Here is a 24,385-nt window from a genome sequence, read left to right as displayed (position 1 = left end):
CGCCCTTGCCTGTAACGGAACCGGCCGCCGAGGTGTCTATAGGGGCAATGCCGAACCACGGAGGACATGCATGAGCCCTGAAGCGCCTGCGGACTACCTGGAGTTCGCCGCAGCCCGCAGTGGGCACCTCTTCCGCACCGCCTGCCTGCTCACCGGCGACTGGCACCTGGCCGAGGACCTGGTCCAGGAGACCCTGGGCAAGATGTACCGGTCCTGGCGCCGGCTCAGCCGGGTCGACTCCCCGGTCGCCTACGCCCACACCGTGATGGTGCGCACCTACCTGTCCCAGCGAAGGCGCCGCAGCTCCACCGAACGCCCCAGCGAGCGCCTGCCGGAGCAGTCCGGCCCGGGCGAGGACACCGCGCTGAGGCTCACGCTGATCGACGGCCTGGCCCAGCTCTCCACCCGGGACCGGGCGGTGCTGATCCTCCGCTACTGGGAGGACCGCTCGGTGGAGGAGACCGCCCACGCCCTGCGACTGTCGCCGGGTGCGGTGCGATCCCAGTCCATGCGCGCCCTGCAACGACTGCGCACCCTGCTCGGCGAGGGATTCCCCGACCTCGCCGCCCGGTGAACCGCGCCCCCGGAACCCCACGACGACACAAGGACGGCTCTCACCATGCCCTTTGACGACCCGGCTGTCGGCGACACGGCTGCCGTCGACGCCACTCCGGACGAACTGTTCGCACAGCGCCTGCCCGACCGACTGGGCGCGGCGGCAGAAGACTTCCCCCCGCCCGGCCCCCACCTCGACCAGCGGAGCCTGGTCCGCGGGAAGCGGATGCGGCGCACCCGGCGACTGCAGATCATCGGCTCGACGGCGGCAATGGCGGCGGTCGTGGCGATGGTGGGCGGGATGCTCCTGCACCGGGGTCCCAGCTTGCCGGTGGGCGCCGCGGCGACGCCCTCCCCCTCGCAGTCGGCGCACACGGTGCCGGTGCCGGTCGCCGGCCCCACGGTCGGGCCCCCCGTCTCCGCCGCCGACATGCTCGCTACCCTGGAACGCACCCTCCCACCAGGAGGGTCCTATTCCAAGAGCTTTCTGGGTGACGGAACCGGGTCGGCCGGCGGGGCGCCGTCCGCCGCCATCGTCTACAGCACCCCGCACGGCAGCAGCGAGATCGACGTGACGATCTCCCGGGACACGCCCGGCTTCCCCGTCGACAGTGAGGACAAGGGCGGCTGCATCGGAATCGAGGAGCGGCCCTACGACGTCTGCACGACGACCATCGAGCCGGACGGCTCTGTCCTGCACTCCACCACGTCTTTCACCCACCCCGACTCCGACACCGGCCAGAAGCGCTGGTACGCCGATCTCATGCGGCCGGACGGGGTCCAGCTCTTCGTCGAGGAGTTCGGGGCGTCGGCCGGCTCCGCCGACCCGCTTCTCTCCCTGAACCAGCTCGCCGCCGTGGTCCAAAGCCCGGTCTGGGCGAAGGCCGTCGCCGCCACCCCGACTCCGCCGGCGGAAGCCCTCCTGCCGGTCCAGCCAGGGACGCTGCCCGCCAGTCAGATGGCACACATCTTCCAGAGCCTGCTCCCCGCCGGCGGAACGGTCGGCAACGCGAACGGCCAGGACGGATTCGCGGAGGTCGTCTTCGACGACGGCCACGGGAAGGCCATGATCCAGGTCAACGCCCAGCCGAAGGCTGTGGACACCGCCGCCCTCTTCACCTGCGCCCAGACCACGACCTACTGCCGCATCTCGACTCTGCCGGACGGCACCAGGGTCATGGCCGTCCAGACCCCGAACGAGAAGGGTGGCAGGGCGAGCGTCTGGCGAGTGGACACCCTGCGCCCGGACGGCTACCGCGTTGTGGCGCTGGAGTGCAACTCCTACTCCGAGGCCACCCCGCCCACCCGTCCGCAGCCGCCGCTCACCTTCGCCCAACTCCAGGCCCTCGCCACCAGCCCGCTGTGGGGCCACTGACCCACACCGATCCGGTGCCGCGGTCCACACGGCCGGACGGCCTCGGTCATACGTGCACGGCCCGGGCATCGATGGAGGGGTCGCGCACACCCTGGAGCAGGGTGGCGGCCAGGGCCGCGGCGGCGAGCAGGATGCCCGCGGCCCAGGCGGTGGCGACGGCGTAGCCGTGGACCGCGGCGGTGGCGGGGTCGAGCGCGGCGCCCGGCCGGGTGAGTGCGCGGGTGGCGGCGCCGGCGGCGATGGTGTTGAGCAGGGCGGTGCCCAGCGACGCGCCGATCTGCTGCGCGGTGTTGACGGTGGCCGAGGCGATGCCGGCGTCCCGCTCCGCGACGCCGAGCGTGGCGGTGGCGATGCAGGGCATGGCCACGGCGCCGAGGCCGAGGCCGATCAGGATCTGCGCGGGCAGCACCAGGGTGGTCCAGGAACTGTGCACGTCCAGGCCGGTGAGCAGCCAGAGCCCGGCGGCGGCGGTGAGCAGCCCGGGGATGATCAGGGTGCGCGGAGCGACGTGCGGCAGCAGCCGGGCCGAAATCCGGGTGGCCGCCACCAGCATGGCCCCCACCAGCGGCAGGAAGCCCAGTCCGGTGCGCAGCGGACGGTAGCCGAGGACGGTCTGCTGGTAGTAGGTGAGGAAGAAAAAGACGCCGAACATGGCCACCGCGGCCAGCCCGATGGTCAGGTAGACGGCGAACCGGGTGCGGTCGGCCAGGATCCGGGCAGGCAGCAACGGCGACCCGGTACGGGCCTCGACGACGGCGAACGCCGCCAGCAGGCCCGCGCCCGTACCGAACAGGGCCAGCGTGCCCGGGTCGGTCCAGCCGTCGCGCTCGGCGTGGGACAGGGCGTACACCACGGTGGCGAGTCCGCCGCAGCCGAGCAGCGCACCGGGGATGTCCAGCCGGGCGGACAGCTTCTCCCCGCGGTCGCCCGGCCGCCGGTCGACCAGCCACGGGACGGCACCGGCGGCGGCGACGGCCGCGATGGGGACGTTGACGTAGAGGCACCAGCGCCAGCTGCCGTACTGGGTGAGCAGGCCGCCGGCGATCAGGCCCAGCGCGCTGCCGGCGCCGCCGACCGCGCTGTAGAGGCCGAACGCGCGGGCCCGCTCGGCGGGTTCGGTGAAGGTGGTGGTCAGCAGCGAGAGCGCGGCCGGGGCGAGCAGTGCGGCGAAGACGCCCTGGACGCCGCGCGCGGCGAAGATCTCGCCCGCGGTGTGGGCCGTGCCGCCCAGTGCCGAGGCCCCGGCGAAGCCGGCCAGCCCGGTGAGGAAGGCCCGCTTGCGCCCGATCAGGTCGCAGAGCCGTCCGCCGAGCAGCAGCAGTCCGCCGAAGGCGAGGGTGTAGGCGGTGATCATCCACTGCCGGTCACCGTCCGAGATGCCCAGGGAGCGCTGGGCCGAGGGCAGGGCGATGTTCACCACGGTGGTGTCCAGCACCACCATCAGCTGCGCGCAGGCGATCACGGCCAGGGCGCGCCAGCGGGTCCGGTCGACGGCGGGCGCAGGGGGCGCCAGGCTGTCGACGAGCCCGTTCATCACCACCCCACCGCCGGTCGCGGTTCCGCACCTGACGACAGCAGCGACGACGCGGACCATCCGGCCGGAGCCGGCCGCGGGACGGTGACCAGGGCGGACGGGAGAGGGGGGCGCACCGGGTACTCCACCGGGTGGCAGTAGGCCAGACCGGCCAGGCTCTGCCCGGTGAAGAAGCGGGTCAGCAGGTCCGCGAGCTGGTCCGGGACCTCCAGGTGGATCGCGTGGTCCGCGTCCCGCAGCACCGTGAAGAGCGCGCCCGGGCAGCCGAGGGCGAACTCCCGGCACAGCTCCGGCGGGGTGAAGGCGTCATGCTCGCCGGTGGCCACCAGCACGGGCGCCGCGACCCGCGGAGTCGGCGACGGCAGCCCCTGCTCCAGCAGCCGCAGGGTGTTGTTGCGGTACTTCTCCCGGTCCGAGTCGCCGATGTCCCGGAACAGCCGGTGCAGGATCCGGTGCACCGCCGACCGGCGGGCCACCCGCGCTCCCGGCTCGGCGCTGAGCAGCATGTGCGTGCCGAGGTCGGCGAACTCGTCCATCCGTCCGTTGTCCAGCAGGTCGAGGGACTGCCGCATGGCCTCGCGGACGCGCTCGGGAATCCGGGACACCGGGCCCACCACCACCAGGCGGCGCACCGCCTCCGGATGGGTCTGGGCGTAGCGGTAGGCGATGGCCGCGCCGTAGGAGCCGCCGAACACGTCCAGCCGACGGTGCCCGGCGGCGCCGAGCAGCGCGTGCAGCGACTCGGTGAGGAAGTCCACGCCGTAGGACGCGGGGAGCGTGTCCGCGTCACCCCAGCCCGGAAGGTCGACGGTGACCACGTGGAACGTTTCGGCAAGCGCCACCTCCAGCCGGCCCCACGCCGTCTTGCGCTGGAACGCCCCTCCGATCAGCACCACCGTCTCGGCCTCGGGATCGTGGTGCCGCAGCGTGCGGCTTTCGGACTTGTAGCCGCGGTACTCCGACACCACGAACTCTTCGAAATCCAAGACGCTCCCCTGCTCGCACCGACTGCTGGCGGCACGCAGTCCCCGTGACCACCACGGCGGCGTACGCCCCGTCAACTGCAACGACCACAGGACCCTCAGGTCACGCCCGGCACACCGCTCCGCCGGGCACACGGACAGCGACGCAGCCGGTCCGTCCGCAGGGCAGGTCAGCGGGTGTGGTGGGAGTGTTCCGCCGAGTCGAGGGCGGACCCCGCCTGGTCGGCCAGGGTCACCGCGGTGAGGCGCGCCTGGAGGGACGGCACCGCCCCCGGGGTGGGCCGGATCATGAAGCGGCCGACATAGCGCCCGCTGGCGAAGGAGCGCAGCTCGACCTCCTCGTCCGGGAGCCCGAGCCGGTCCACGTCCCACGCCCTGCGGCCCACCTGGACTCCGCCGTCCTGCTCCAGGCGCGGCGGGTGGCCGATCAGGGATCCGTACTCGAAGCGGCAGTCGCGCGCCTGCAGCAGTTCGGTCAGCTGCTGCGAGACTCGGGCGATCACGACGTCGGGGGAGGTGCTCGACTGGGCGAGCTGCGCGGCGTCGTGGATCCGGGCGAGGTAGCCGGCGTCGGTGATTGCGATGACCTGCATCCGCCGGGCGTGGACCGCCAGTTGGGAGACCACCAGGCCGACCACGAGCAGCAGCACGGCGGTGGTGATGTCGGCCGACTTGCTGATGGAGAAGCGCTGGTAGGGCTGGGTGTAGAAGAAGTCGAACCAGACGGCTGAGGACACCGCCGCCAGCGCCCCGGCGGTCCGGCTGCCGAGCACGGCGACGGCGACGACGGCCACCACCAGGATCAGCGCCACGTTGGTGTTCGACAGGTGCGCGCGCCACGGCAGCAGCACCGCGCACACCGCCAGGGGTACGGCGATCCCGGCGATCATCGCCACCGGCCCCCGCGTCGCATACCGGGTCATGACGCACCTCCCGCAGCCAAGCGGCAGAGCCTTTTCCGCCTGTCTTGGATGGTATGCCCGCCAGGCCGTCACAGCACCGGCGCAGGACGGCCGGCCGGCCGAAGCGTGGCAGGCCGGCCGCAGCGCGGTGCGGTGGGCCGTTCGCGCGCGGTCAGGCGACCGTCCGCAGCGCGGTGCGTCGCGGCAGCGCGCCGCCGGCGTTCCGCTCGACCGGGGCGGTCACCGCGGACGGGGCCACCGCGACCACGGTGCAACGGGCGTGGGCGAGGCAGTAGCGGCTGACCCCACCGTGGAAGAGCCGGGCCAGGCGCCCCTGCCGGCCGGTGCTGACCACGAGCAGGTCGGAGGGCCGATCGGCGACGGCCACCAGGGCCTGTCCGGGCCGCTCGGCGCGAACCACCTGCCGCTCGATCCGCAGGCCGGACGGGAATCCGCCGAGCGCCTCCCCGAGCGCGGCGTCGAGGCGGTCGCAGGCGGCCTGCCGCCACTGCTGGAGCAGCGGCGGGCAGGGGTGGTTGCGGTAGGCGATCTCGCCGCCGACCGGGTGCCAGGCCAGCACCGGGACGAGCACGGCGTCCCGGAGGCGGGCCTCCTCGGCCGCTCGCCGCAGCGCGGCCAGGCTGCTCGGCGATCCGTTGACGCCTACGACGACGCGGTTCTCGGCCATGGTGCTTCGCTTCCCTCAGTGGTGCCTGCCGACCGGACATCGGTCGGGCCTGAATCCTCGGTAGGTCCCACCAGAAGTGAGCTGATTGCTCAGCCCCAGTGGCGATCCCTCTTGGATTCATTGGACATCATGACGAGGAGCCTTCGAATCACCCTTGACGCCTTCCATACGGATCCGGGCTCGGCCTTGATGCCCTGTTGACCGCCGTACGGGTCACGGCCGGCGGGGGACGTCGATACGGAAGCGCAGCCGGCAGATCACCGCGTCGGTGTAGTGGCGGATCGCGCGGTCCAGTACCGGGCCGCGCTGGTTCTGCAGCAGGCGCTGCCAGAGCCGGGGCAACTGCATCTCGGGGATCAGCACGACCAGCCGGTCGTGGGCCTCCTCGGCCTCCACCGCGTGCAGGTGGTCGATGATCGGGCGGGTCAGCGAGCGGGTCCTGCTGGTCAGCACGGTCAGCGGGACGTTCGGGTGCCAGGCGTTCCACGCCTCCTGGATGCGTTCGGTGCTGGGCGCTTCGGCGTCGTCGGGGTGGACCACGGTCACCGCGCGGACCTCGTCGCCCAGCGACAGCGCGGCGGAGATCGCCTCGCGGGTGAGCAGGTTCACCGCGCCCACGGGGACGATGACCAGGGAGCGGCGTTCCTGCGGCGGAGCCGGCGTCTCGCCGAGATGGAGCCCGGCGCCGATCCGCCGATAGGTGCGGTTGATCGTCTCGAACAGGACGACCAGCCCGGTGACGGCGAGGAACACCAGCCAGGCGCCCTCGGTGAACTTCGCGATCAGCTCGATCACCAGGGCGATCGCGGTGAGCAGCGCGCCCAGCGCGTTGAGTGCGGCCCGCCCGGGCCAGCCGGGCCCCCGCTCGGCGCGCCAGTGCCGGACCATGCCGACCTGGGAGATGGTGAACCCGATGAAGACGCCGATGGCGAAGAACGGCACCAGCGCCTGCGTGTCACCCTGCGCGCCTACCAGCAGCACCAGGGCGGCCCCGGCCAGCACGAACACCCCGTGCCGGTAGACCTGCCGGTCCGCGCGCAGGGCGAAGACATGCGGCACGTTGTTGTCGCGGGCGAGCAGCGAGGTGAGTACCGGCATCCCCCCGAAGGAGGTGTTCGCGGCCAGCGCCAGCAGCAGCATGGTGGCGAACTGCACCACGAAGAATCCGGCGGTGTGGCCGAACGAGGCCTCGGTCAGCTGCGCGAGCACGGTCTTGGAGGTACTCGGGGCGACGTGGAACTTGCCGATCAGCAGCGACAGGCCCAGCAGCATCACGCCGAGCAGGGCGCCCAGCGCGACCTCGGTGCGCTGGGCCCGCTTCACCCTCGGGGTCCGGAAGGTCGGGACGGCGTTCGCGATGGCCTCGACCCCGGTCAGCGCGGAACAGCCGGACGCGAAGGCGCGCAGCAGGAGCAGCAGTCCGACGGTGCCGGTCGCCGTGGCGGCCGGATGGGTCGGTTCCACCACCGGGTTCGCGCGCAGCAGGCCGGCGGTCACGACCGCGACGATCGCCACCACGAACACCACCGTGGGCACGATCATCACCTTCGCCGACTCGGCGACCCCGTAGAGGTTGACCCCGGTGATCAGCGCCAGCACCACCACGCAGAGCACCACCCGGTCGCCGTACAGGGACGGGAACGCCGAGGTCAGCGCCGCGACACCGGCCGACACCGAGACGGCGACGTTCAGCACGTAGTCGATGATCAGCGAGGCGGCGGCGACCAGGCTGACGCGTCGGCCCAGGTGGCGCCCGGCCACCGCATAGGCACCGCCACCGTTCGGGAACACCGCGATCACCTGGCGGTAGGAGAACGTCAGCGCGGCCAGCAGCACCACGATCGCGACGGTGACCGGGAGGGTGTAGCCGAGCCCATGGCTGCCCGCCGCGGCGAGGACCACCACGATCGCCTCCGGCCCGTAGGCCACCGAAGCCAGCGCGTCCAGCGACAGTGCGGCCAGGCCCTGCGGCACCGTCAGCCGGTCCCGCTCCGCCCCCGCCGTACCCGGCGCCGCACCCGGATCCGCGCCGGAGCCGGGATCCGCGCCGGAGCCTTCCGAGCCTGAACCCGAGCCGGAACCCTCCGCGTTGCCCGCCGCGTCCGCGCTGGTCGACACCGCGCACCACCACCTCGTGCTCCTGAGACCCGCCCGGTCACGGCGACCCTAGCGGCGGCGGAACGTCCTGCGGACGAGCCACCCGGGAGCACGGCAGCACTGGCACCGCACGGAGGAACCTGCGTCGACCCGATGGCCGTATCCGTCCGCCACGGCACGGCCTCAGGCCCGGAGCCGGCCCGCGGCGCTACAGCTTCTCGTCACGCATCACCTCCAGGTTCATGAACCTCGGGGCGGTGCTGCACAACTGCTGCATCCTGCCGGAGATCCGCTGGGTCTCCGGCAGTTCGCTGTTGCGCATGGCCTCCGCGTAGGAGGGGAACTCGACGATGTTGACGAGATGCGTGGGGTTGTCCCGGTCCTTGGCCAGCATTCCGTGGACGGCGGTGCGCTCGCCGTCCGTGGCCGCGAGCCACTCGTCCATGAGCTGGTCCAGCTCGTCCGTGCGGGTCAGTCCACCGTGACGACCATCTTGCCGAGTGCGGTCCCCGCCTCCATGACCCGGTGGGCTTCGACGATCTCGTCGAAGCGGAAGACGCGCGTCGGGCGGGCCCTGAGGACGCCTGCGGCGACCTTGGCGTAGATCTCGTCCAGGGGCACGGCACCGAGGGGGAAGGCGGGGCCGCCCAGAACGAACGCGCTGCCGAAGAAGCTCAGCCGGACACCGCTCGGCAGGTCCGCGATCGGGTCGAAGCCGTCGACCGGGGCGAATCCGCCCAGGAAGCCGATCTGGCAGACGCGGCCGCGCGGCCGGACCACTGCGAGCGAGTCACGCAGCACGCTGTTGCCGACGATGTCCAGCACGGCGTCCACCGCCAGACCGCGCTCGGCGACCTGCGGCGCGAGCGCTCCATCGTCGATCAGCACCCCGTCGGCGCCGAGCTGCTTGAGCAGGCGCGCGCGCCCGGGGTCCCGGGTGGTGGCGAGTACGGTCGCGCCGTGGTCGACCGCAAGGTTCACGGCGGCCTGGCCGAGGGACGAGGTCGCGCCACGGACCAGGACGGTCTCGCCCGCTCTCAGGTCGAGGTTGTCGTGCAACCCGCTCCAGGCCGTCGCGTAGACCTCGGGGACGGCCGCCAACTCGGCCCAGCCGAGGTCGGCGTGGACCCGGGCGACGTTGGCTTCGGGGACGGTGACCAGCTCCGCGTAACTTCCGTTCCGGGTCCGCCCCATGCCGCCGAGGATCGCCACCACCCGGGCGCCGACCGGCAGTCGGCCGGACGGATCGGCTTCCACCGTGCCCGCGCACTCGATGCCGGTCACGGCGGCGACGTCGCCCCAGGCGCCGCTGCGCATATAGGCCTCGGCGTGATTGAGGCCGAAGGCCCGGACCCGGATCAGCACCTCGCCGTCCGCGGGCACCGGGTCGGGCAGGTCGGCGAGGGTGAGCACCTCGGGTCCGCCGTGGGCGGAGATGACGATGGCCTTCATGGCCCGACTCCATTCTTGAGCAGTCATTCAACTATTGGCCCGAAAGAAGGGCCACCTCGGCGGTGGCCCCTTGTCCTTCTTCCCGCCCTGCGTTCTGCACACTGCCGCCTTGTGGCGTCAGACCACCAGCGCCGCAAAGGCGTTGTCGACGACCGCGCGCAACAGTGCGGCATCGGGATTGGCCTTTCCGACCACCATCAGCCCCTGGCAGGTGGCCACCAGCAGCTTGGCACTGCCGGCGCCGTCCAGCCCGGCACGGACCTCACCCCGCCGACCCGCGTTCTCCAACGCGTGCGTCATGCACCGCTCCAGTCGGGCGAGGTGTCCGCGCACCACCGCCGCCGCCTCGTCGTCCACCGCGGCCTTCTCGATCGCCGTGTTGACGAGCAGGCAGCCCTGCCGCCCCTCGGGACTGAGCAGATCGCGCACCAGCCCGTCGAAGTAGCCCCGAATCTCGGCCAGCGAAGCATCCGGCGCTTCCAGCTCGCCCAGCTTCTGCGGAACGACGAGCCGGGAGTAGCGCTCCAGCGCCTTCAGGAACAGCGCGTGCTTCCCGCCCGGGAAGGCACTGTAGAGACTCCCCGGCTTGACTCCGGTCGCCTTCACCAGATCCTCGACCGTGGTCGCCTGATAGCCACGCTCCCAGAACCGCAGCATGACCTGGTTCAGCACGGTGTCGGGCTCGAACTCTCGGGGTCGGGGCATGCGGAAAACATACATGAACGACCATTCAAGAACAAGGGCGGCCCCGGGAATATCCACGGCTTGGCGATCCGTGGCTGGGCGGTTCCTGGTTACTTCCGGGGATTCCGGGTGCAGTGGTCCCGACGGCCGGAATTCGGCCGATGCGACAGTGGCGCGCACCTCGGGCGCCGCCCGGACCGACAGGAAATGCCATGACGAAGTGGACCGCCGCGGAACTTCCCGATCTGGCCGGGCGCACGGCAGTGGTCACCGGTGCCTTGGGAGGCATCGGCCTGATCACGGCCCGCGAACTGGCCGGGGCGGGCGCGCGCGTGGTGCTCGCGGTGCGCGACACCGGCAAGGGCGCGAAGGTCGCCCGCGCCATGGCCGGTGCCACGGAGGTGCGGCGGCTGGACGTGTCGAGCCTGGACTCGGTGCGGGCGTTCGCCGAGGCGTGGACCGGTGACATCGACATCCTGGTCAACAACGCCGGAATCATGCAGGTCCCGTTGGCCTACACCGCCGACGGCTTCGAGTCCCAGGCGGCGACCAACTATCTCGGCCCGTTCGCCCTCACGAACCTGCTGCTGCCGCACATCACCGGCCGAGTCGTCACCGTCTCCTCCCAACTGCACCGCCGCGGGCAGGTGCGCACCGACGACCTGAACTGGAGGACGCGTCAGTACAACGCGACCGGCGCGTACTGCGACTCCAAGCTCGACGTGACCCTGTTCGCGATCGAACTGGACCGCCGGCTGGCCGGTTCGGGCAGCCGGGTCCGCTCGCTGCTGGCCCATCCCGGCATCGCGGCGACGAACCTGACCTCCCACGTCGGCGGCTTCCCCGGCCTTGCGAACCGGGCCATGCGGTTCATGGTCAACGACGCCGAGATCGGCGCACTGTCGACCCTCTACGCCGCCGTCGAGGACATTCCCGGCGGCTCCTACGTCGGCCCGAGCGGCGTCGGCGGAATCAGGGGATTCCCCGCGGTGGGCAAACCCTCCCGCGCGGCTCTGGACCCGGAGACCGCCCGCGCGCTGTGGACCGCCACCGCCGCGCTCACCGGCACCGGCACCGGCACCCAACCGGCCGTCACCACCTGAGCGTTGCGTTGCCCCCTACCGTGCCGGGACCGCGCCGTCGTAGACGTTGTCCGGGGTCGCGATCGCGGTGACAGCCCGAGCGAGAAGCGTGGACGGTCCACGTCGGCAAGTCCACTCGTTCGGGCCAGGGCCCGGTCAGCGGGGGGCCGCGGTGATCCGTACGCGGTCGCTCTCCCTGTCGGACAGGAACGACGCCAGGCCGTGTCCCTCCTCGGCGACGGTGGCGTACTCGGCGCGGGAGAGGCCGCGCAGCGGGGTGACCGTCAGGGTGCCCGCGGCGACGGTCCAGGTCGCGGCGACCCGGCCGTCCACCAGCACGACCCGGGCGCCGGCGACGGACAGGCCGCGGTGGGCGTCGTCGATGATCCGGGTGCGGTCGTGATAGCCGAGGATCGCGTTGTCGAATGCCGGCAGGAACCGCACCGGGGCGGGTGTGTCGGGGTCGGGGCGCGGTGCGTCGGGGAGGTCCAGCAGTTCCCGGCCCCGCTCGTCGCGGAAGGTGACCAGTTCCTCTCGTATCGCGGCGATCGCGGCCGGCAGCCCGGCGAGGCCGCACCAGGCGCGCAGGTCGGCCGAGGCGGCGGGGCCGAACGCGGCCAGATAGCGCCGTACCAGTGCCTGGCCGACCGGATCGGAGCCGTCCGGGGACGGAGGGTCGATCTCGCGCCCCAGCCAGGAGGAGAGCAGGACGTTGCGCACTCCCGCCCTCGTCCGCCACAGCCCGCGGGGCGGCAACTGCACCACCGGGACCAGGGCGGCGATCAGCATCTCGCCCAGTGCCCTCGGGCCCGGCGCGGGCCAGCGGTCGGCGAGCGCCCGCGCGAGCTCGGTCATCGAGCAGGGCCCGCCGTCAGCCAGCACCGCCCGGCCCGCCGCGGTGAGCTCGCCGAGGTCGACCCCGTCCAGTTCGCGACGATAGGTCCCCAAGACCCGTTGGCGCAGCATCGCGTCGTGGCGGGCCCGCCAGGCCAGGGCATCGTCGGCGGTGACGAGATGGACGGTCCGGCGCATGAGGTGCGTCCGCACCAGGCTTCGCCGGACCAGGAGGTCGGAGAGCAGCGCCGGGTCGAACGCACCCAGCCGCGACCAGAGCCCGACGAACGGCTCCTGCGGTTCCTGCGCCTGCAGGCCGCACAGGTGCGCGACGGCGCCGAGGACCGGCAGGTCGCCCCGATCGAGCAGCAACTGCCGGGCGAGCGTGGCGCGATTGAGCGCCCGGACGCCGAGAACGGTGCCAGGCCGGTGCGCACGGCCCCGGACCCCGGGCCGCCCCGGTTCGCTCATCCGCACTGGTGCCTCCCTGCCGTCAATTCGCCCTCGCCCGGGCGGATGCCCGGGCGAGCCGCCCACCGACCTCCGGTGGTCAGGACTCGTGGTGTTCGCTGTATTCGCTGACGACGTCCACGACCCAGGTGACGCCGAAGCGGTCCGTGAGCATTCCGTACAGGGGTGCCCACATGGCGGGCGCCAGCGGCTGCTGGACGGTCGCACCGTCGGAGAGCTTCTCCCAGTACGCGGTGACCTCCTCGGCCCCCTCGCCGCGCAGCGAGACGAAGAACGCGTTCTCGCCCCGGTTCCACGGCAGGTGCGAGGGGACGTCGTAGGCCATCACCCGAAAGCCGCTGTCGGCGGCCACCTGTCCCCACATCACCTGGTCGGCCTCGGCGGGGTCCTGGACGTTCCCGGCGTCCTGGTAGCTGACCGCAGTCAGATCTCCGCCGAACACGGAGTGGTAGAACGTGAGCGCCGCGCCGGCGTCACCTCGGAAGTTCAGGTGGGTGACTGCATGGACGGACATGATCGACTCCCTGTCGCTGGATTCCTGGTGCCGGGGCGGTCCTGCGTCCCGCCCCACCGATCACACTCGCAGGGGTAGCGGACAGGATGTGGCCGCTTCTCGAGGCAGTATGGGGAGCATGCAGAAGACCTCAGCGCGACTGCTGTCCTTGCTCTCGCTGCTCCAGGCACGCCGGGACTGGCCCGGGGCGCTGCTGGCCGAGCGCCTGGAGATCAGCCCGCGCACCGTGCGCCGCGATGTCGACCGCCTGCGCGAGCTCGGCTATCCCATCGCAGCGGTCAAGGGCCCCGACGGCGGCTACCGGCTCGACGCCGGGACGGAACTGCCGCCGCTGCTGTTCGACGACGAGCAGGCCGTCGCCCTCGCCGTCGCTCTGCAGGCAGCGTGCGTCAGCGGCGCCGGCATCGAGGAAGCCGCCATGCGTGCACTGACCACCGTCCGGCAGGTCATGCCCGCACGGCTGCGCCACCGGATCGACGCCCTCCAGGTCACCGCCGTCGAACGGCCCGCAGCCCGACCGGACACGCGGGTCGACAGCCGCCTGCTCATGACGCTCGGTTCCGCCGTCCACGCCCGCGAAGTGCTGCGCTTCGACTACGCCCCCGCATCCCCGGCCGGAGCCGGACCCGGCGGCGACGATCCCGCCACCCTGCCGCCGCGCCGGGTCCAGCCCCACCACCTCGTCACCTGGGGCGAGCGCTGGTACCTCCTCGCCTGGGACCTCGACCGCGAGGACTGGCGCACCTTCCGCGTCGACCGGATCACCCCGCGGACCCCCACCGGGCCACGCTTCGCCCCGCGCGAACTGCCCGGAGGTGACGTGGCCGCGTTCCTGGCCGGCAGGTTCCGGGGCTCCGACGCCTCCGGCGACTGGCCCTGCCGCGGCGAGGTCATCCTCGACCTGCCCGCCGCCGACGTGTCCCGGTACACCCGCGACGGAGTCGTGGAGGCGCTCGGCCCGGCACGCTGCCGGCTCGTCCTGGGCTCCTGGTCATGGCCCGGCCTGGCCGCCGCCATCGGCAGGTTCGACGCCGACATCGAGGTCGTCGGCCCGGCCGAACTCAAGCACGCCTTCGCGAACCTGGCCCGCCGCTACGCCGACGCCGCCACCGGGCTAAGCAGTGGTGGATGACGTCAGCTGGTCGAGTGCGTCCCGCAGAGCGGCCCGCGAGGTCACGCCGAGCTTGGGGAAGAGCTGGTAAAGGTGGGTGGAGATGGTGCGCGGGGAGAGGAAGAGCCGCTCGCCGATCTCCTTGTTGGTGAGACCGGCCGCGGCCAGCTTGGCGATCTCCGACTGCTGGGGTGTCAAGGGGCTTCCGGGACTGCTCGGGCCGCCCTCCCGGTGGCCGCCGGTGGCTCGCAGTTCCTGGGCCGCCCGGTCGGCCCAGGGGTGTGCGCCCAGTTGCTGGAAGGTGTCGATCGCGGCGGCCAGGTGCTGCCGTGCCTGGGTGGTGGATCTGTTGCGTCGTAGGTGTTCACCGTAGTGGAGGTGGATCCGGGCCAGGTCGAACGGCCAGCACTCGGCCTCCGGCACTGCCAGCGCCTGCTGGAACCGGGCATCCCTGCCGCTGTCGGAGACGAGGGCGGTGCATGCCAGGAGAAGCATCTTCAGCCTCGGGGAGATGGTGTCCAGGCCGGCCTCCACGGCGGCGGCGACGTGGGCTCGGGCTTCGCTGTGGCGTCCGGTTCGCACGGCGGCTTCGGTGAGTTCCAGCAGCAACCACAGGGCCTGCGGGACGAACGGGGGCAGGACGCCGGCCGGCGCGACGATCGTGGCCTGCCGGTATGCCTCCTCGAAGTCGCCCTGGCCGAGCGCGGTCAGGGTTCGCACGTGCGCGGCGTAGAAGCCCACGGCGCCGGCTCGTCGCGGTCGCGCCCATTGGTCCATCGCATCGGTCATGGCGGCGGCGGTGGTGTGGTCACCCCGGATCGCGGCGCGGGCGGCGAGGAGGAAGTTCCCGGGCCAGGCAAGCATGGGGTAACCGTAGTCCTGGCAGAACGCGAGTCCCTCGTGGGCAACCCGGGTCAGCAGGTCCCACTGCCCGGTGAGCAGCGCGTGGTTGCCCAGCAGGAACAGGGCGTCGATCGCCGGTGCCACGAGCTCGCCTTTGCGCCCGGCGTCGGCGACCCGCGTGAGTGCCTGGGTGCAGCCGCCGAGCCGGTCGACGTAGGCGGAGGCGATGCCGACGCGGATGATGGTCACCGGGTCGGACTCACGGGCGAGTTCGGCGATGGCCGCGTCGAGCCGTGCCAGCTGCTGAGGGGTGCAGCGGGCCGGGTCGGCAAAAGTCGCCCGGGTGATCGCCAGGATGCCGGGGTCGGCGCTGAAGGTGTTGAGGGCGGCGTCCATCGGCTGCCACATGTCCGGTCGACCGCTGAAGAAGCAGACCAGCATCAGCGTGTGCAGTGCTTGGGCGAGGGTGGGCTCCCGTGGGTCGTGCGGTTCGCGCTGTAAGGCCACGGCCGAGCTGAGCAGGTGGTGGGCGGTGTCGATGTCGCCCGATCCGTTGAGCAGGTACGAGGAGCCGGCCACGGCCGCGACCAGGGATTCCGAGCCGGGTGCCGCTCGGCGCGCGTCGTCGAGCAGCCGGGGGACCTGGTGCAGGTCACCGGTGATGCTGGCTCCAAGGTAGGCCGCCTCCGCCAGTCTGCGGGCACGCTGTCCACCGTCGGGGGTCAGGTCCGCGGCCCGCAGCAGTGACGCGATGGCGATGGAGCCGTCACCGCGGCGACCCATACTCCGAGCGGCGCGCTCCAGCAGCGCCGCCACCCCCTCGTCCGGGGTTACCGTGGCCTGCCCGAGATGCCATGCCTGCCGCTCCGGCTGTTCGGCCAGCGGACTGGCAAGGGCACGATGTGCGCTGCGTCGCTGATCGCTCGTGGAAACGTCGACCACCGCGGCGCGGATCAGCGGATGACGGAACGCCAGGCGCCCGGTGCGGTCGTCGACGCGGACCAGGTGGGCTCGCTCGGCGGGGCCGAGATGCTTGAGACTGCACCGATCCGCCACCGCCGCCTGCAGTACCGACAGGTCACCGGTGCCCTCCAGAGCGGCGAGCAGCAGGAGCCGACGCGTGATCGCCGGGAGGGTGCTGACGCGTGACGCGAAGGCCGCCTGGAGGCGACTGCTCAGGGGAAGGTAGGCGGGGAGGGCGTCGGAGGCGGTGCGCTGGGAATCGCTCAGCGGCACCGGAAGCTCGAGCAGCGCCAGGGGATTTCCCTGCGCCTCGGCCATGAGGCGCTGCCGAACCTTGGGTGCCAGTGCCGGGTATCGCTCGGCCAACAGCGCGTCGGCGGCCCGCTCGTCCAGTGGTTCGAGGATGTGGACGGGCAGGCCGGTGTGCTCGAAGAAACTTCCCGCCTCCGGTCGCGCGGCACAGAGCAAACCCACCTTCGTGCCCAGGAGCCGACGGGCGACGAAGCCCAGCACGACCGCACTGGTGGGATCCATCCACTGCAGGTCGTCAAGGACGAGCAGCAACGACCGCTCGTGCGTCATCCGGGTCAGCAGCGCCAGCAGCGCACCTGCCACGGTCTGGTGTGCGGGCGCCGGACCGCTGCCCAGCCCCAGGGCGACCGTCAGCGCGGCCCTGTGACCCGGGCCGAGTGTGTCGACCTCGTCGATGACCGGCAGCAGGAGCTGTTGGAGACCGCTGAAGCTCGTCTGTGCCTCGAACTGCACCGCCGTCGCATGCAGGGAGGGAATCCTCGCGGCCGCCGCCCGGTGAGCGGCCGCGGCAAGCAGCGCGGTCTTCCCGACACCGAGTTCCCCCGAGACGAGCAGAGTGCCGCCGGCAGTGGACAGGCTGGTGAGGAAGATGTCGATGCGCTGAAGGTCGGCGTCCCGGCCGACCAGCACCCGGTTGAGGCCCTCGTCGTCGACGGCGGCCGTGGTCGTGGTCGTGGTCGCGATGGCACACCCCTGTGTGATTCGGTGGGAGGGATGCGACAAGTCTGCGGCGCAGGCGGCTTCGGCCGCTTCTGTCACACGACCTGACTTGGCGGGCGGCACTACGAGTTGATCAACTCCTCCAGGCGACGACGTCCCTGAGCTGGAAGCGCGAGGTGACGCCGAGCTTGGGGAAGGCCCGGTTGAGATGGAAGCCGACGGTACGCGGGGACAGGAACAGTCGGGACGCGATCTCCTTGTTCGACAGACCCCGCGCGGCGAGCTGGACGATGGCCAACTGCTGAGGGGTCAGCTCCATGGTCACGTCCTGCCGGCGCACCTCGGCGGTGTCCACGCCGGCCGCCCGCAGCTCCGCGGCGGTGCGGGTCGTCCACGGGATCGCGCCGAGGCCTTGGAAGAGCTCCAGCGCCTCACTGAGCGGAGCCCGGGCGTCGGCCGGCCGTTGGCGCCGACGAAGCCACTCCCCCAGATCGGCGAGGGCAAGGGCGCGTTCGAAGGGCCACTGGTCACCTCCGGGCTCGAATGCCGCCTCGCGGAGCAGCTCTTCGGCTCGCGCGGCGTCCTCGGCGAGGAGGCCCTGAGCCCGGCACAGGATGAGATGCAGTCTCGGCGAGGTCCTGGCGGGCAGTTGCTCCCTGGCGGCTCGGAGGGTGGCCTGCGCCTCCTCGGTCCGGTCGATGCGCACGGCACTGGCCGTCAGATCGGCGAGCCCGAGGAAGGACCGGTGGAAGTGCACCGGGGTCCCGTCGCGGTGGAAGAGCCGGCTGAGGTGGAAGTAGGCGGCGTGGTGATCGCCGTCCGCGAGTGCCGCCAGCGCGCTCGCCTGGCGGGCGCCCACCTCCGAGACGCGTGTCCCTCTCAGGTCGAAGTCGCGGGTGGCGTCGGCGAGAGTCTGCCGTGCCCGCTGACTGTCCCCGCGGACGGCGGCGAGCGCGGCGGCCTGGATCTGCGTGCTGACTGCGGCGAGTTCCATCCCCCCGACCGCGGCCGCCCGTTCGGCCTCGCTCACCCCCGCGAGGGCGGCCGGCCAGCGGCCGGCGTCGAACAGGGCACTCGCGTAGGTGTAGGCGATGGTGGCGTTCGCCCCCGCGGTGGCTGCCTGGCGGTGGATCTCCAGCACAGCGCCGAACACCTGAACGGCCGACTCGGTCTCATCCAACGCCCAGGCGGCGGCTCCGAGCATCCCCCGGCTCCCGAGCGGGGTGCCGTCCAGGGCCACAGCACGGCGCAGGTGAGTCAGGGCTTCGTCGCGCGAGCCGAGCGGATCGCAACAGGCGAGGATCCACGCGTGGGAGTTCGGGTCCCGGGGAGCAAGCCGGCGGTAGCGGTCCAGGATGGCATCCCGGAATCGCGGGTCACCGCTGTTGTAGGCAGCCGCGGCCGCAGCCCCGAGCGCGCCGACAGCCTGTTCCGGGCAGGTCACCGCCCAGGCGTCGGCCGCCGCCGTCAGCCGGTCGACTGCTTCGTCGTGCCGACTGGTCAGGGACAGGGCCCAGCCGGCATTCAGGTCAGCCTCGGCACGGGCGTCGTCCGTGTCGGCGTCGGCCGCGGCAGCGGCGGTGAGTTCGGCAACCCAGCGCGGATGGCCCGCGAACATGGCGAACTGCGAGGCCGCGTTGAGCCGGCGTACCCGGTCGTCCGTGCGCGGGCTGAGCTGGGCGGCCCGTTCCAGGGTCATCGCGGCAGCCGCGTAGCCACCGCGGCGGCGTGCCCGCTCCGCCGTGGCTTCGAGGGCATCGGCGATGGCTTCGTCCGCGACGACTGTGGCGGCGGCGCGGTGCCAGGCTCGGCGGTCCTCGTCGAGGTCGGGTACCGACGCGATCAGGCGGTGGGCCCGGGAACGCCGGTCGAAGGGGGCTGCGGCCAGGACCGCTGATCGGATCAGGGGGTGCCGAAACCTGATCACTCCCTGCTGCAGGGTGAGCAGCCCGGCCTTCTCGGCCGCGGACCAGGCCTCGTCCGCGGCCCGCGCCACCTCCGTCCGGCCGGCGAGGACAACTGCCGCGCCCGCGGCGGACGGTGTCGGTTCGGCCGGGTCGTCGCCGGGCGTCGAGGCCTCGGGGTCGGGCTGCAGGACGTCGCCGAGGATCTCTGCCAGGGCGGCCATGTCGGGCAGGTCGGCGACCGCCGCAAGCAGGAGCAGGCGGCGCGTGGGCTCCGGCAGGGCGTGGAGGTCCGCGGCGAAGAGTTGCTCCAGGCGCTCGGTGAGCGGGAGTTCCAGGCCCACCGGCTCCTCGGTCAGCGAACGGGTGGCAGCCGCCCGGGAGAGCTCGACCAGGGCGAGCGGGTTGCCACCGGCCTGACGCAGGACCTGGCGTCGCGCGCGGCCCTGCGGAGGCGCCGCCAGGGAGTCGAGCAGGCGCGCGGCGTGGACGTCGTCGAGGTCCTCGACCTGCTGAAGCGTGCTCTGACGCGTCCAGCCCTGGGGCAGTCCTGCGGGACGGCACGCCAGGAGAAGGCCGACGGGTTCACCCTGGAGTCGTCGGGCGCACAGGCTCAGGAGATCCTGGGTGGACCGGTCGACCCACTGGAGGTCGTCGACGATCACGAGGAGCGGTCCGGTGACCGCCCACCGGGACAGGACCCGCAGCAGGGCTCCGGCCAGCGCGAGGCTCCCCCCAGCCGCTGTCCCTCCCCCGCGCAGGGCGGTTTCGAGGAGCGTCCGGTCCTCGGCATCGATGTCGGCCGGGATGCTGTGCCAAGGGTGCAGCAGCAGGTCCAGTCCGCTGAAGGCGAGACCGGCCTCCTCCGGGCGCCCGACCACCCAACGGACCTGCCCGCCTTGGTCTTTGATGCGCCTGGCCGCGTCCTCCAGAAGCGAGGTCTTGCCGATGCCCGGCTCCCCCAGCAGCAGCAGTGTGCGCTCCGCCGCTCCGGCCTCGGGTCCTGACGTGTCGATCGACAACAACTCCCCGCGCAGGCGGTCGAGCAGGCCGTCGATGAGGTTCAGGGGCTGATCCCGGCCGAGCAACCTCGTCTGCACTGATGACACTGCGCCCCCTGCGCCCGGCACTCCACCCCGCTGGCGAGAACAAGATTAACCGCAGGCGGCATGTGCGAGCCGTGCCGGCACACGGCTTTGGCGTCCGGAACCGACCTTCCCGGGGCCGCCGGGCCACGTGGCAGTCCGGCTGATCGCGGCACTGGTCGTCGGGGCCGACTCCGGTGTGAACTACGTCATTTGACGCAATCGAAGACTCCCCCCGGATTTCTAGGCTGCCCCCATCTCCCCGAATGAGCCCGGGCATGAGCCCCGGGGATGGAGGCAGTGCTGTGCATGCAGGCCAAGAAGTGAAGAACATCGTGCTGGTGCACGGTGGGTTCGTCGACGGGTCCGGCTGGCAGGGGGTCCACGACCGGCTCACCGCCGACGGCTACCGGGTGGCGGTCGTGCAGAACGCGACCGTCTCGCTGGCCGGTGACGTCGCCACCACCCACCAGGTCCTCGACAGCCTGGACGGTCCGGCCGTGCTGGTCGGCCACTCCTACGGCGGCGCCGTCATCACCGAGGCCGGGAACCACCCCAACGTCGCCGCCCTCGCCTACATCACCGCGTTCGCGCCCGACAAGGGCGAGTCCGTCAACACCCTGATCGCCGACCCTCCGCCCGGTGCACCGGTCCCACCGATCCTGCCGCCCACCCAGGACGGGTTCCTGTTCCTGGACCGGGACAAGTTCGCCGCCTCGTTCGCCGCCGACGTGCCCGAGAAGCTGGCGGCGTTCATGGCCGACTCCCAGGTCCCGTGGGGCCTGGACGCGCTCGGCGGGGCAGTCTCCGAGGCAGCGTGGCGGTCCAAGCCGTCCTGGTACCTGGTCGCCACCGACGACCGCATGATCCCGCCACCCGCCCAGCGCGCCATGTCCGAGCGCGCCGGATCGGCCGTCACCGAGGTCGCCGGAAGCCACGCCGTCTACGTGTCCGACCCCGCCGCGGTGGCCGCCCTGATCGTCCGGGCCGCCACATCCGTCAGCAGCCGCTAGGAAGCAGCGCCGCGGTCGCCCCAGCACGTCCGCTCCGCCTGGGGCCCGCAACGGCGGGCCCCAGGCGGAGCACTCCCGTCCCCACCAGCTTTCAGGAGTCCCCATGGGTCCCGACATCTCCCGCCGCCGGGTGCTCGCCACCGGTGCCGCCGTCGCCGGGTCGGCAGCGCTGCTGACCCCGTTCGGCTCCACCACCGCGGCTGCCGCCACCAACCACGGGCCCGCCGCCGGGCCCGCGACCAAGCCGACCGTCGTCCTGATCCACGGTGGATTCGCCGACGCCTCCTGCTGGAACGGCACCATCGAGCTGCTCCAGCAGCACGGGTACCCGACCATCGCCCCGGCGAACCCGCTGCGCTCCCTTCCCGGGGACGCCGCCTACATCAACAGCGTGCTCCGGTCGATCGACGGCCCGATCGTCCTGGTCGGGCACTCCTACGGCGGTGCCGTCATCACCAACGCCGCCGCCGACGTCGACGGCGTCAGGGCGCTCGTCTACATCGCGGCCTTCGTCGCAAGGTCGTCGAGGTACCGGGCGCCTCCCATGTCGCCATGATCAGCCACCCGGACGTCACCGCGCACCTGATCGAGACCGCCGCCAAGGCCACCGACTGAGCCAACCGCGACCCAGGCCCCCGGCGGAGCCACGACGCCGTTGACGGGGGAGGCGGCCCGTCGGATGGGCGACGCTCTCTGGCCGAGAACTGAGACCAGCCCCACGAAGGACGCTCGGGCCCGTCGCCGCAGGCGCCCGCGTTGAACGCGAATGCCCCGGTCGGAGGAATCCGACCGGGGCATCCTGCTGAGCCGCCTTCGGGATTCGAACCCGAGACCTACGCATTACGAGTGCGTTGCTCTGGCCAACTGAGCTAAGGCGGCGCCGTTGACGGTCTGTCGATCGGCAACGGAGGACAGTCTACACAGTCCGGAGGGGTGATCCTCACGGGGTTTCTAGCCGGCGGAGGCGGTGGCGAGTTTGGCGGCGAAGCCGATGAACAGGGCGGCGACGCTGGTGGTGAGGCCGGCGGAGAGGCGGCGACGGCGGCGGAAGGCGTTGGCGAGGTAGGTGCCCGCCAGGATCAGGGTGCTGAGGTAGAGCACGCTGAAGAACTGCAGCGTGGCGCCGAGGATGCTGAAGGAGAGCGCCGGATCACTGTAGGAGCGGTCGACGAACTGGACGAAGAACGACAGCAGGAAGAGGATCGCCTTCGGGTTGAGCAGGCTGATCACCACCGCGCGGCGGAACGGGCGCTCGCGGTCGGCGGACGGGGCGCCGTCGGCGGAGGCAGCAGGGGCCGGGGACGTGGCGGCGAGATCGTCCGGGGCGGGGTGCGCGTCCCGGTCGCGCCAGAGCCGGCGGGCCGACTTCAGCATGCCGTAGCCGATGAACAGCAGGTAGGCCGCACCGACCAGCTTCACCACGTCGAAGGCCACGACGCTGGCGCGGAGCAGCGAGGCCGCGCCGAGAGAGGTGAGCACGATCAGCGTGGTGTCGCCGGCAAAGACTCCCGCAGCGGCCCGGAAGCCGGTGCGGACGCCCTTGCGGGCCGCGACGGACAGGACGTACATGGAGTTGGGACCGGGCAGCAGCACGATCAGCAGCGCGCCCAGCAGGTACGTGGCGTAGTGGGTGACCCCGAACATGGACAATCCTTTCGCCGCACCACCGACTGGTATGACGAAAGGATTGTGGCACTTCTTTGGTCCTTACTGGCAGACAGTGCCCTTGGCCGGGGGCTTTCCCTGGATCAGGTAGAGGTTGACCGCCGTGTCGATGCAGTCGCTGCCCCGGGCGTAGGCGGTGTGGCCGTCCCCGTTGTAGGTGAGCAGGGTTCCCGACTCCAGCTGCGCGGCCAGCGACTGCGCCCAGGCGTAGGGGGTGGCCGGGTCGCGGGTGGTGCCGACGACCACGATCGGCGCCGCACCGGCCGCCTTGATGGTGTTGGGCTCCCCCGTCGCCGGCACCGGCCAGTACGCGCAGCTCAGGCCGGCCCAGGCGAGCGAGGCGCCGAACCGCGGCGAGGCCTTCTCGAAGGCCGGGAGCTGCTGCTCGACCTGCTGCGGCGTGGTCGCGGCCGGTGGCAGGTCCAGGCAGTTCACCGCCGAGTTGGCGTACATCAGGTTGCTGTAGTGCCCGGAGCCGCTGCGCTCGTAGTACTGGTCGGAGAGGGCCAGCAGGCCGGAGCCGTCGCCGGCCTCGGCCTGGAGCAGTGCCTGCCGCAGCTGCGGCCACTGGGTCTGGTCGTACAGGGCGGCGATCACGCCCGTGGTGCCCAGCGCCCCGTCCAGCTGACGGGAGCCGCCGGTGGGCAGCGGGTGCGCGTTCAGCGAGGCGACCAGGGCGTCCAGGCGCGGGCCGGTCTGCGCCGTGCTGCTGCCCAGCGGGCAGGCGGTGTGCTTCACACAGTCACTGGCGAAGGAGTCGAACGCCGTCTCGAAGCCGCCCGCCTGCTCGCTGTTCAGCTGCTGCGGGGTGAGCGACGGGTCCATCGCGCCGTCCAGGACCATCCGGCCCACCCGGCTGGGGAACAGGCCCGCGTAGGTCGCGCCGAGGAAGGTGCCGTAGGACTTGCCGAGGTAGTTGAGCTTGGGGTCGCCGAGCAGGGCCCGCAGCACGTCCATGTCCCGGGCCGAGTCGATGGTGCTGACGTGGCCGAGCAGCATTCCGGAGTGCTGCTCACAGCCCTGCGCGAAGGACTTGTCCGCGGACACCAGGGCATTGACCTCGGCGGGCGTGGTCGGGGTGGAGTCGACCGCCGTGAACGCGTCCATCTGCTGGTCGGAGAGACAGGTGACCGGGCTGCTGCGGGCCACTCCGCGCGGGTCGACGCCGACGATGTCGTAGGAGTCGCGCAGCGGGGCCGGGAAGGACAGCGCCGCGTACTCGGCGTAGTCGACCGCGGAGCCGCCGGGGCCGCCCGGGTTGATCAGCAGCGAACCGAGTCTCGGGAAGCCCTGGCCGCCGGCCGGGTGGCGGACGACCGAGAGCGAGATGTCGCCGTCGGCGAGGTGCGCGTAGTCCGTCGGGACCTTCATCGTGGCGCACTCGTACCCGCTGTCGCAGGACCCCCAGCTCAGCTGCTGCGTGTAGTAGCGCTGCAGCGCGGCCGGGATCGCCGCCGGCAGTGGCTGCAGTGGCGCCGCCGACGCGGTCGAGGCGGCGTCGGCCGAGGAGGACGAGGACGTGCCGGTGGAGCCCAGTGTGCCCGACCGGGACGGCTGCACCGGGGCGGGTGAGGTGCAGCCGCTCAGTGCCAGCCCGGCGAGCAGGATCGAGGCGGTGACGGCGCGTCGCAGTCCGTTCATGGAGTCCTCTAGTTCGT

At 72.1% G+C, this 24,385-nt stretch carries 20 protein-coding genes and 1 tRNA gene; 6 read left to right on the top strand and 15 right to left on the bottom strand.

Going from position 1 to position 24,385, the window contains the following annotated elements; all coding sequences use genetic code 11:
- Nucleotides 1–70: 70 nt before the first annotated feature.
- Nucleotides 71–574 (top strand): SigE family RNA polymerase sigma factor, encoded by a 504-nt coding sequence (locus ABH925_RS12645; protein ID WP_370147529.1) that lies wholly within the window; start codon nucleotides 71–73, stop codon nucleotides 572–574.
- Nucleotides 575–619: 45 nt separating this feature from the next.
- Nucleotides 620–1,930: a hypothetical protein gene (locus ABH925_RS12640; protein WP_370147528.1), complete on the top strand. Its 1,311-nt coding sequence runs from the start codon at nucleotides 620–622 to the stop codon at nucleotides 1,928–1,930.
- Between the two features lie 46 nt (nucleotides 1,931–1,976).
- On the opposite strand, the gene ABH925_RS12635 is transcribed toward ABH925_RS12640, so the two are convergent.
- The 8 genes from ABH925_RS12635 to ABH925_RS12600 form a co-directional block, all read right to left on the bottom strand.
- A complete protein-coding gene (locus tag ABH925_RS12635; RefSeq protein WP_370147527.1) occupies nucleotides 1,977–3,464 on the bottom strand; it encodes an MFS transporter in 1,488 nt (495 codons plus the stop codon).
- Entirely contained in the window at nucleotides 3,464–4,450 is a 987-nt protein-coding gene (locus ABH925_RS12630) for an alpha/beta fold hydrolase (protein ID WP_370147526.1), read from the bottom strand. The genes ABH925_RS12635 and ABH925_RS12630 overlap by 1 nt, the downstream gene beginning before the upstream one ends.
- A gap of 167 nt (nucleotides 4,451–4,617) precedes the next feature.
- Entirely contained in the window at nucleotides 4,618–5,370 is a 753-nt protein-coding gene (locus ABH925_RS12625) for a DUF4118 domain-containing protein (RefSeq protein WP_370147525.1), read from the bottom strand.
- 151 nt (nucleotides 5,371–5,521) lie between these two features.
- Complete coding sequence (locus ABH925_RS12620) at nucleotides 5,522–6,037, bottom strand: universal stress protein (protein WP_370147524.1); 516 nt, start codon at nucleotides 6,035–6,037, stop codon at nucleotides 5,522–5,524.
- A 213-nt stretch (nucleotides 6,038–6,250) separates the two neighbouring features.
- Nucleotides 6,251–8,155, bottom strand: a complete 1,905-nt coding sequence (locus ABH925_RS12615) for an APC family permease (protein ID WP_370147523.1) — start codon at nucleotides 8,153–8,155, stop codon at nucleotides 6,251–6,253.
- Between the two features lie 187 nt (nucleotides 8,156–8,342).
- On the bottom strand, nucleotides 8,343–8,579 hold the full coding sequence (locus tag ABH925_RS12610; RefSeq protein ID WP_370147522.1) for a hypothetical protein: 237 nt from the start codon (nucleotides 8,577–8,579) through the stop codon (nucleotides 8,343–8,345).
- Between the two features lie 26 nt (nucleotides 8,580–8,605).
- On the bottom strand, nucleotides 8,606–9,586 hold the full coding sequence (locus tag ABH925_RS12605; RefSeq protein WP_370147521.1) for a zinc-binding dehydrogenase: 981 nt from the start codon (nucleotides 9,584–9,586) through the stop codon (nucleotides 8,606–8,608).
- A 117-nt stretch (nucleotides 9,587–9,703) separates the two neighbouring features.
- On the bottom strand, nucleotides 9,704–10,348 hold the full coding sequence (locus tag ABH925_RS12600) for a TetR/AcrR family transcriptional regulator (protein ID WP_370147520.1): 645 nt from the start codon (nucleotides 10,346–10,348) through the stop codon (nucleotides 9,704–9,706).
- Between the two features lie 134 nt (nucleotides 10,349–10,482).
- Here ABH925_RS12600 and ABH925_RS12595 point away from each other — a divergent pair, with 134 nt between their 5' ends.
- On the top strand, nucleotides 10,483–11,373 hold the full coding sequence (locus tag ABH925_RS12595) for an oxidoreductase (protein WP_370147519.1): 891 nt from the start codon (nucleotides 10,483–10,485) through the stop codon (nucleotides 11,371–11,373).
- A 135-nt stretch (nucleotides 11,374–11,508) separates the two neighbouring features.
- Here the strand turns inward: ABH925_RS12595 and ABH925_RS12590 are convergent, their stop codons facing one another.
- Entirely contained in the window at nucleotides 11,509–12,657 is a 1,149-nt protein-coding gene (locus ABH925_RS12590) for a winged helix DNA-binding domain-containing protein (RefSeq protein WP_370147518.1), read from the bottom strand.
- Nucleotides 12,658–12,736: 79 nt separating this feature from the next.
- Nucleotides 12,737–13,171, bottom strand: a complete 435-nt coding sequence (locus ABH925_RS12585) for a VOC family protein (protein WP_370147517.1) — start codon at nucleotides 13,169–13,171, stop codon at nucleotides 12,737–12,739.
- Nucleotides 13,172–13,289: 118 nt separating this feature from the next.
- On the opposite strand from ABH925_RS12585, the gene ABH925_RS12580 reads away from it, so the two are divergent.
- Nucleotides 13,290–14,303: a helix-turn-helix transcriptional regulator gene (locus ABH925_RS12580; protein WP_370147516.1), complete on the top strand. Its 1,014-nt coding sequence runs from the start codon at nucleotides 13,290–13,292 to the stop codon at nucleotides 14,301–14,303.
- Here ABH925_RS12580 and ABH925_RS12575 read toward each other — a convergent pair.
- Both ABH925_RS12575 and ABH925_RS12570 read right to left on the bottom strand, forming a co-directional pair.
- A complete protein-coding gene (locus ABH925_RS12575) occupies nucleotides 14,286–17,123 on the bottom strand; it encodes an AAA family ATPase (protein ID WP_370147515.1) in 2,838 nt (945 codons plus the stop codon). The two genes, ABH925_RS12580 and ABH925_RS12575, sit on opposite strands and share 18 nt — an antisense overlap.
- Before the next feature lie 70 nt (nucleotides 17,124–17,193).
- Complete coding sequence (locus ABH925_RS12570) at nucleotides 17,194–20,073, bottom strand: AAA family ATPase (protein ID WP_370147514.1); 2,880 nt, start codon at nucleotides 20,071–20,073, stop codon at nucleotides 17,194–17,196.
- Between the two features lie 254 nt (nucleotides 20,074–20,327).
- On the opposite strand from ABH925_RS12570, the gene ABH925_RS12565 reads away from it, so the two are divergent.
- Both ABH925_RS12565 and ABH925_RS12560 read left to right on the top strand, forming a co-directional pair.
- Nucleotides 20,328–21,062: an alpha/beta fold hydrolase gene (locus ABH925_RS12565; RefSeq protein WP_370147513.1), complete on the top strand. Its 735-nt coding sequence runs from the start codon at nucleotides 20,328–20,330 to the stop codon at nucleotides 21,060–21,062.
- Between the two features lie 103 nt (nucleotides 21,063–21,165).
- Nucleotides 21,166–21,618: an alpha/beta fold hydrolase gene (locus ABH925_RS12560; RefSeq protein WP_370147512.1), complete on the top strand. Its 453-nt coding sequence runs from the start codon at nucleotides 21,166–21,168 to the stop codon at nucleotides 21,616–21,618.
- Between the two features lie 249 nt (nucleotides 21,619–21,867).
- On the opposite strand, the gene ABH925_RS12555 is transcribed toward ABH925_RS12560, so the two are convergent.
- The 3 genes from ABH925_RS12555 to ABH925_RS12545 form a co-directional block, all read right to left on the bottom strand.
- Nucleotides 21,868–21,941: transfer RNA gene (locus tag ABH925_RS12555), tRNA-Thr, on the bottom strand.
- Between the two features lie 72 nt (nucleotides 21,942–22,013).
- Nucleotides 22,014–22,706, bottom strand: coding sequence for a leucine efflux protein LeuE (leuE, locus tag ABH925_RS12550; protein ID WP_370147511.1), 693 nt, complete (start codon nucleotides 22,704–22,706; stop codon nucleotides 22,014–22,016).
- A 63-nt stretch (nucleotides 22,707–22,769) separates the two neighbouring features.
- A complete protein-coding gene (locus ABH925_RS12545; RefSeq protein WP_370147510.1) occupies nucleotides 22,770–24,368 on the bottom strand; it encodes an alpha/beta hydrolase in 1,599 nt (532 codons plus the stop codon).
- Between the last annotated feature and the right edge of the window lie 17 nt (nucleotides 24,369–24,385).

The sequence above is a fragment of the Streptacidiphilus sp. EB129 genome, from assembly GCF_041262645.1.
Classification (GTDB): Bacteria; Actinomycetota; Actinomycetes; order Streptomycetales; family Streptomycetaceae; genus Streptacidiphilus.
This window is presented reverse-complemented; position numbering and strand designations above follow the sequence as displayed.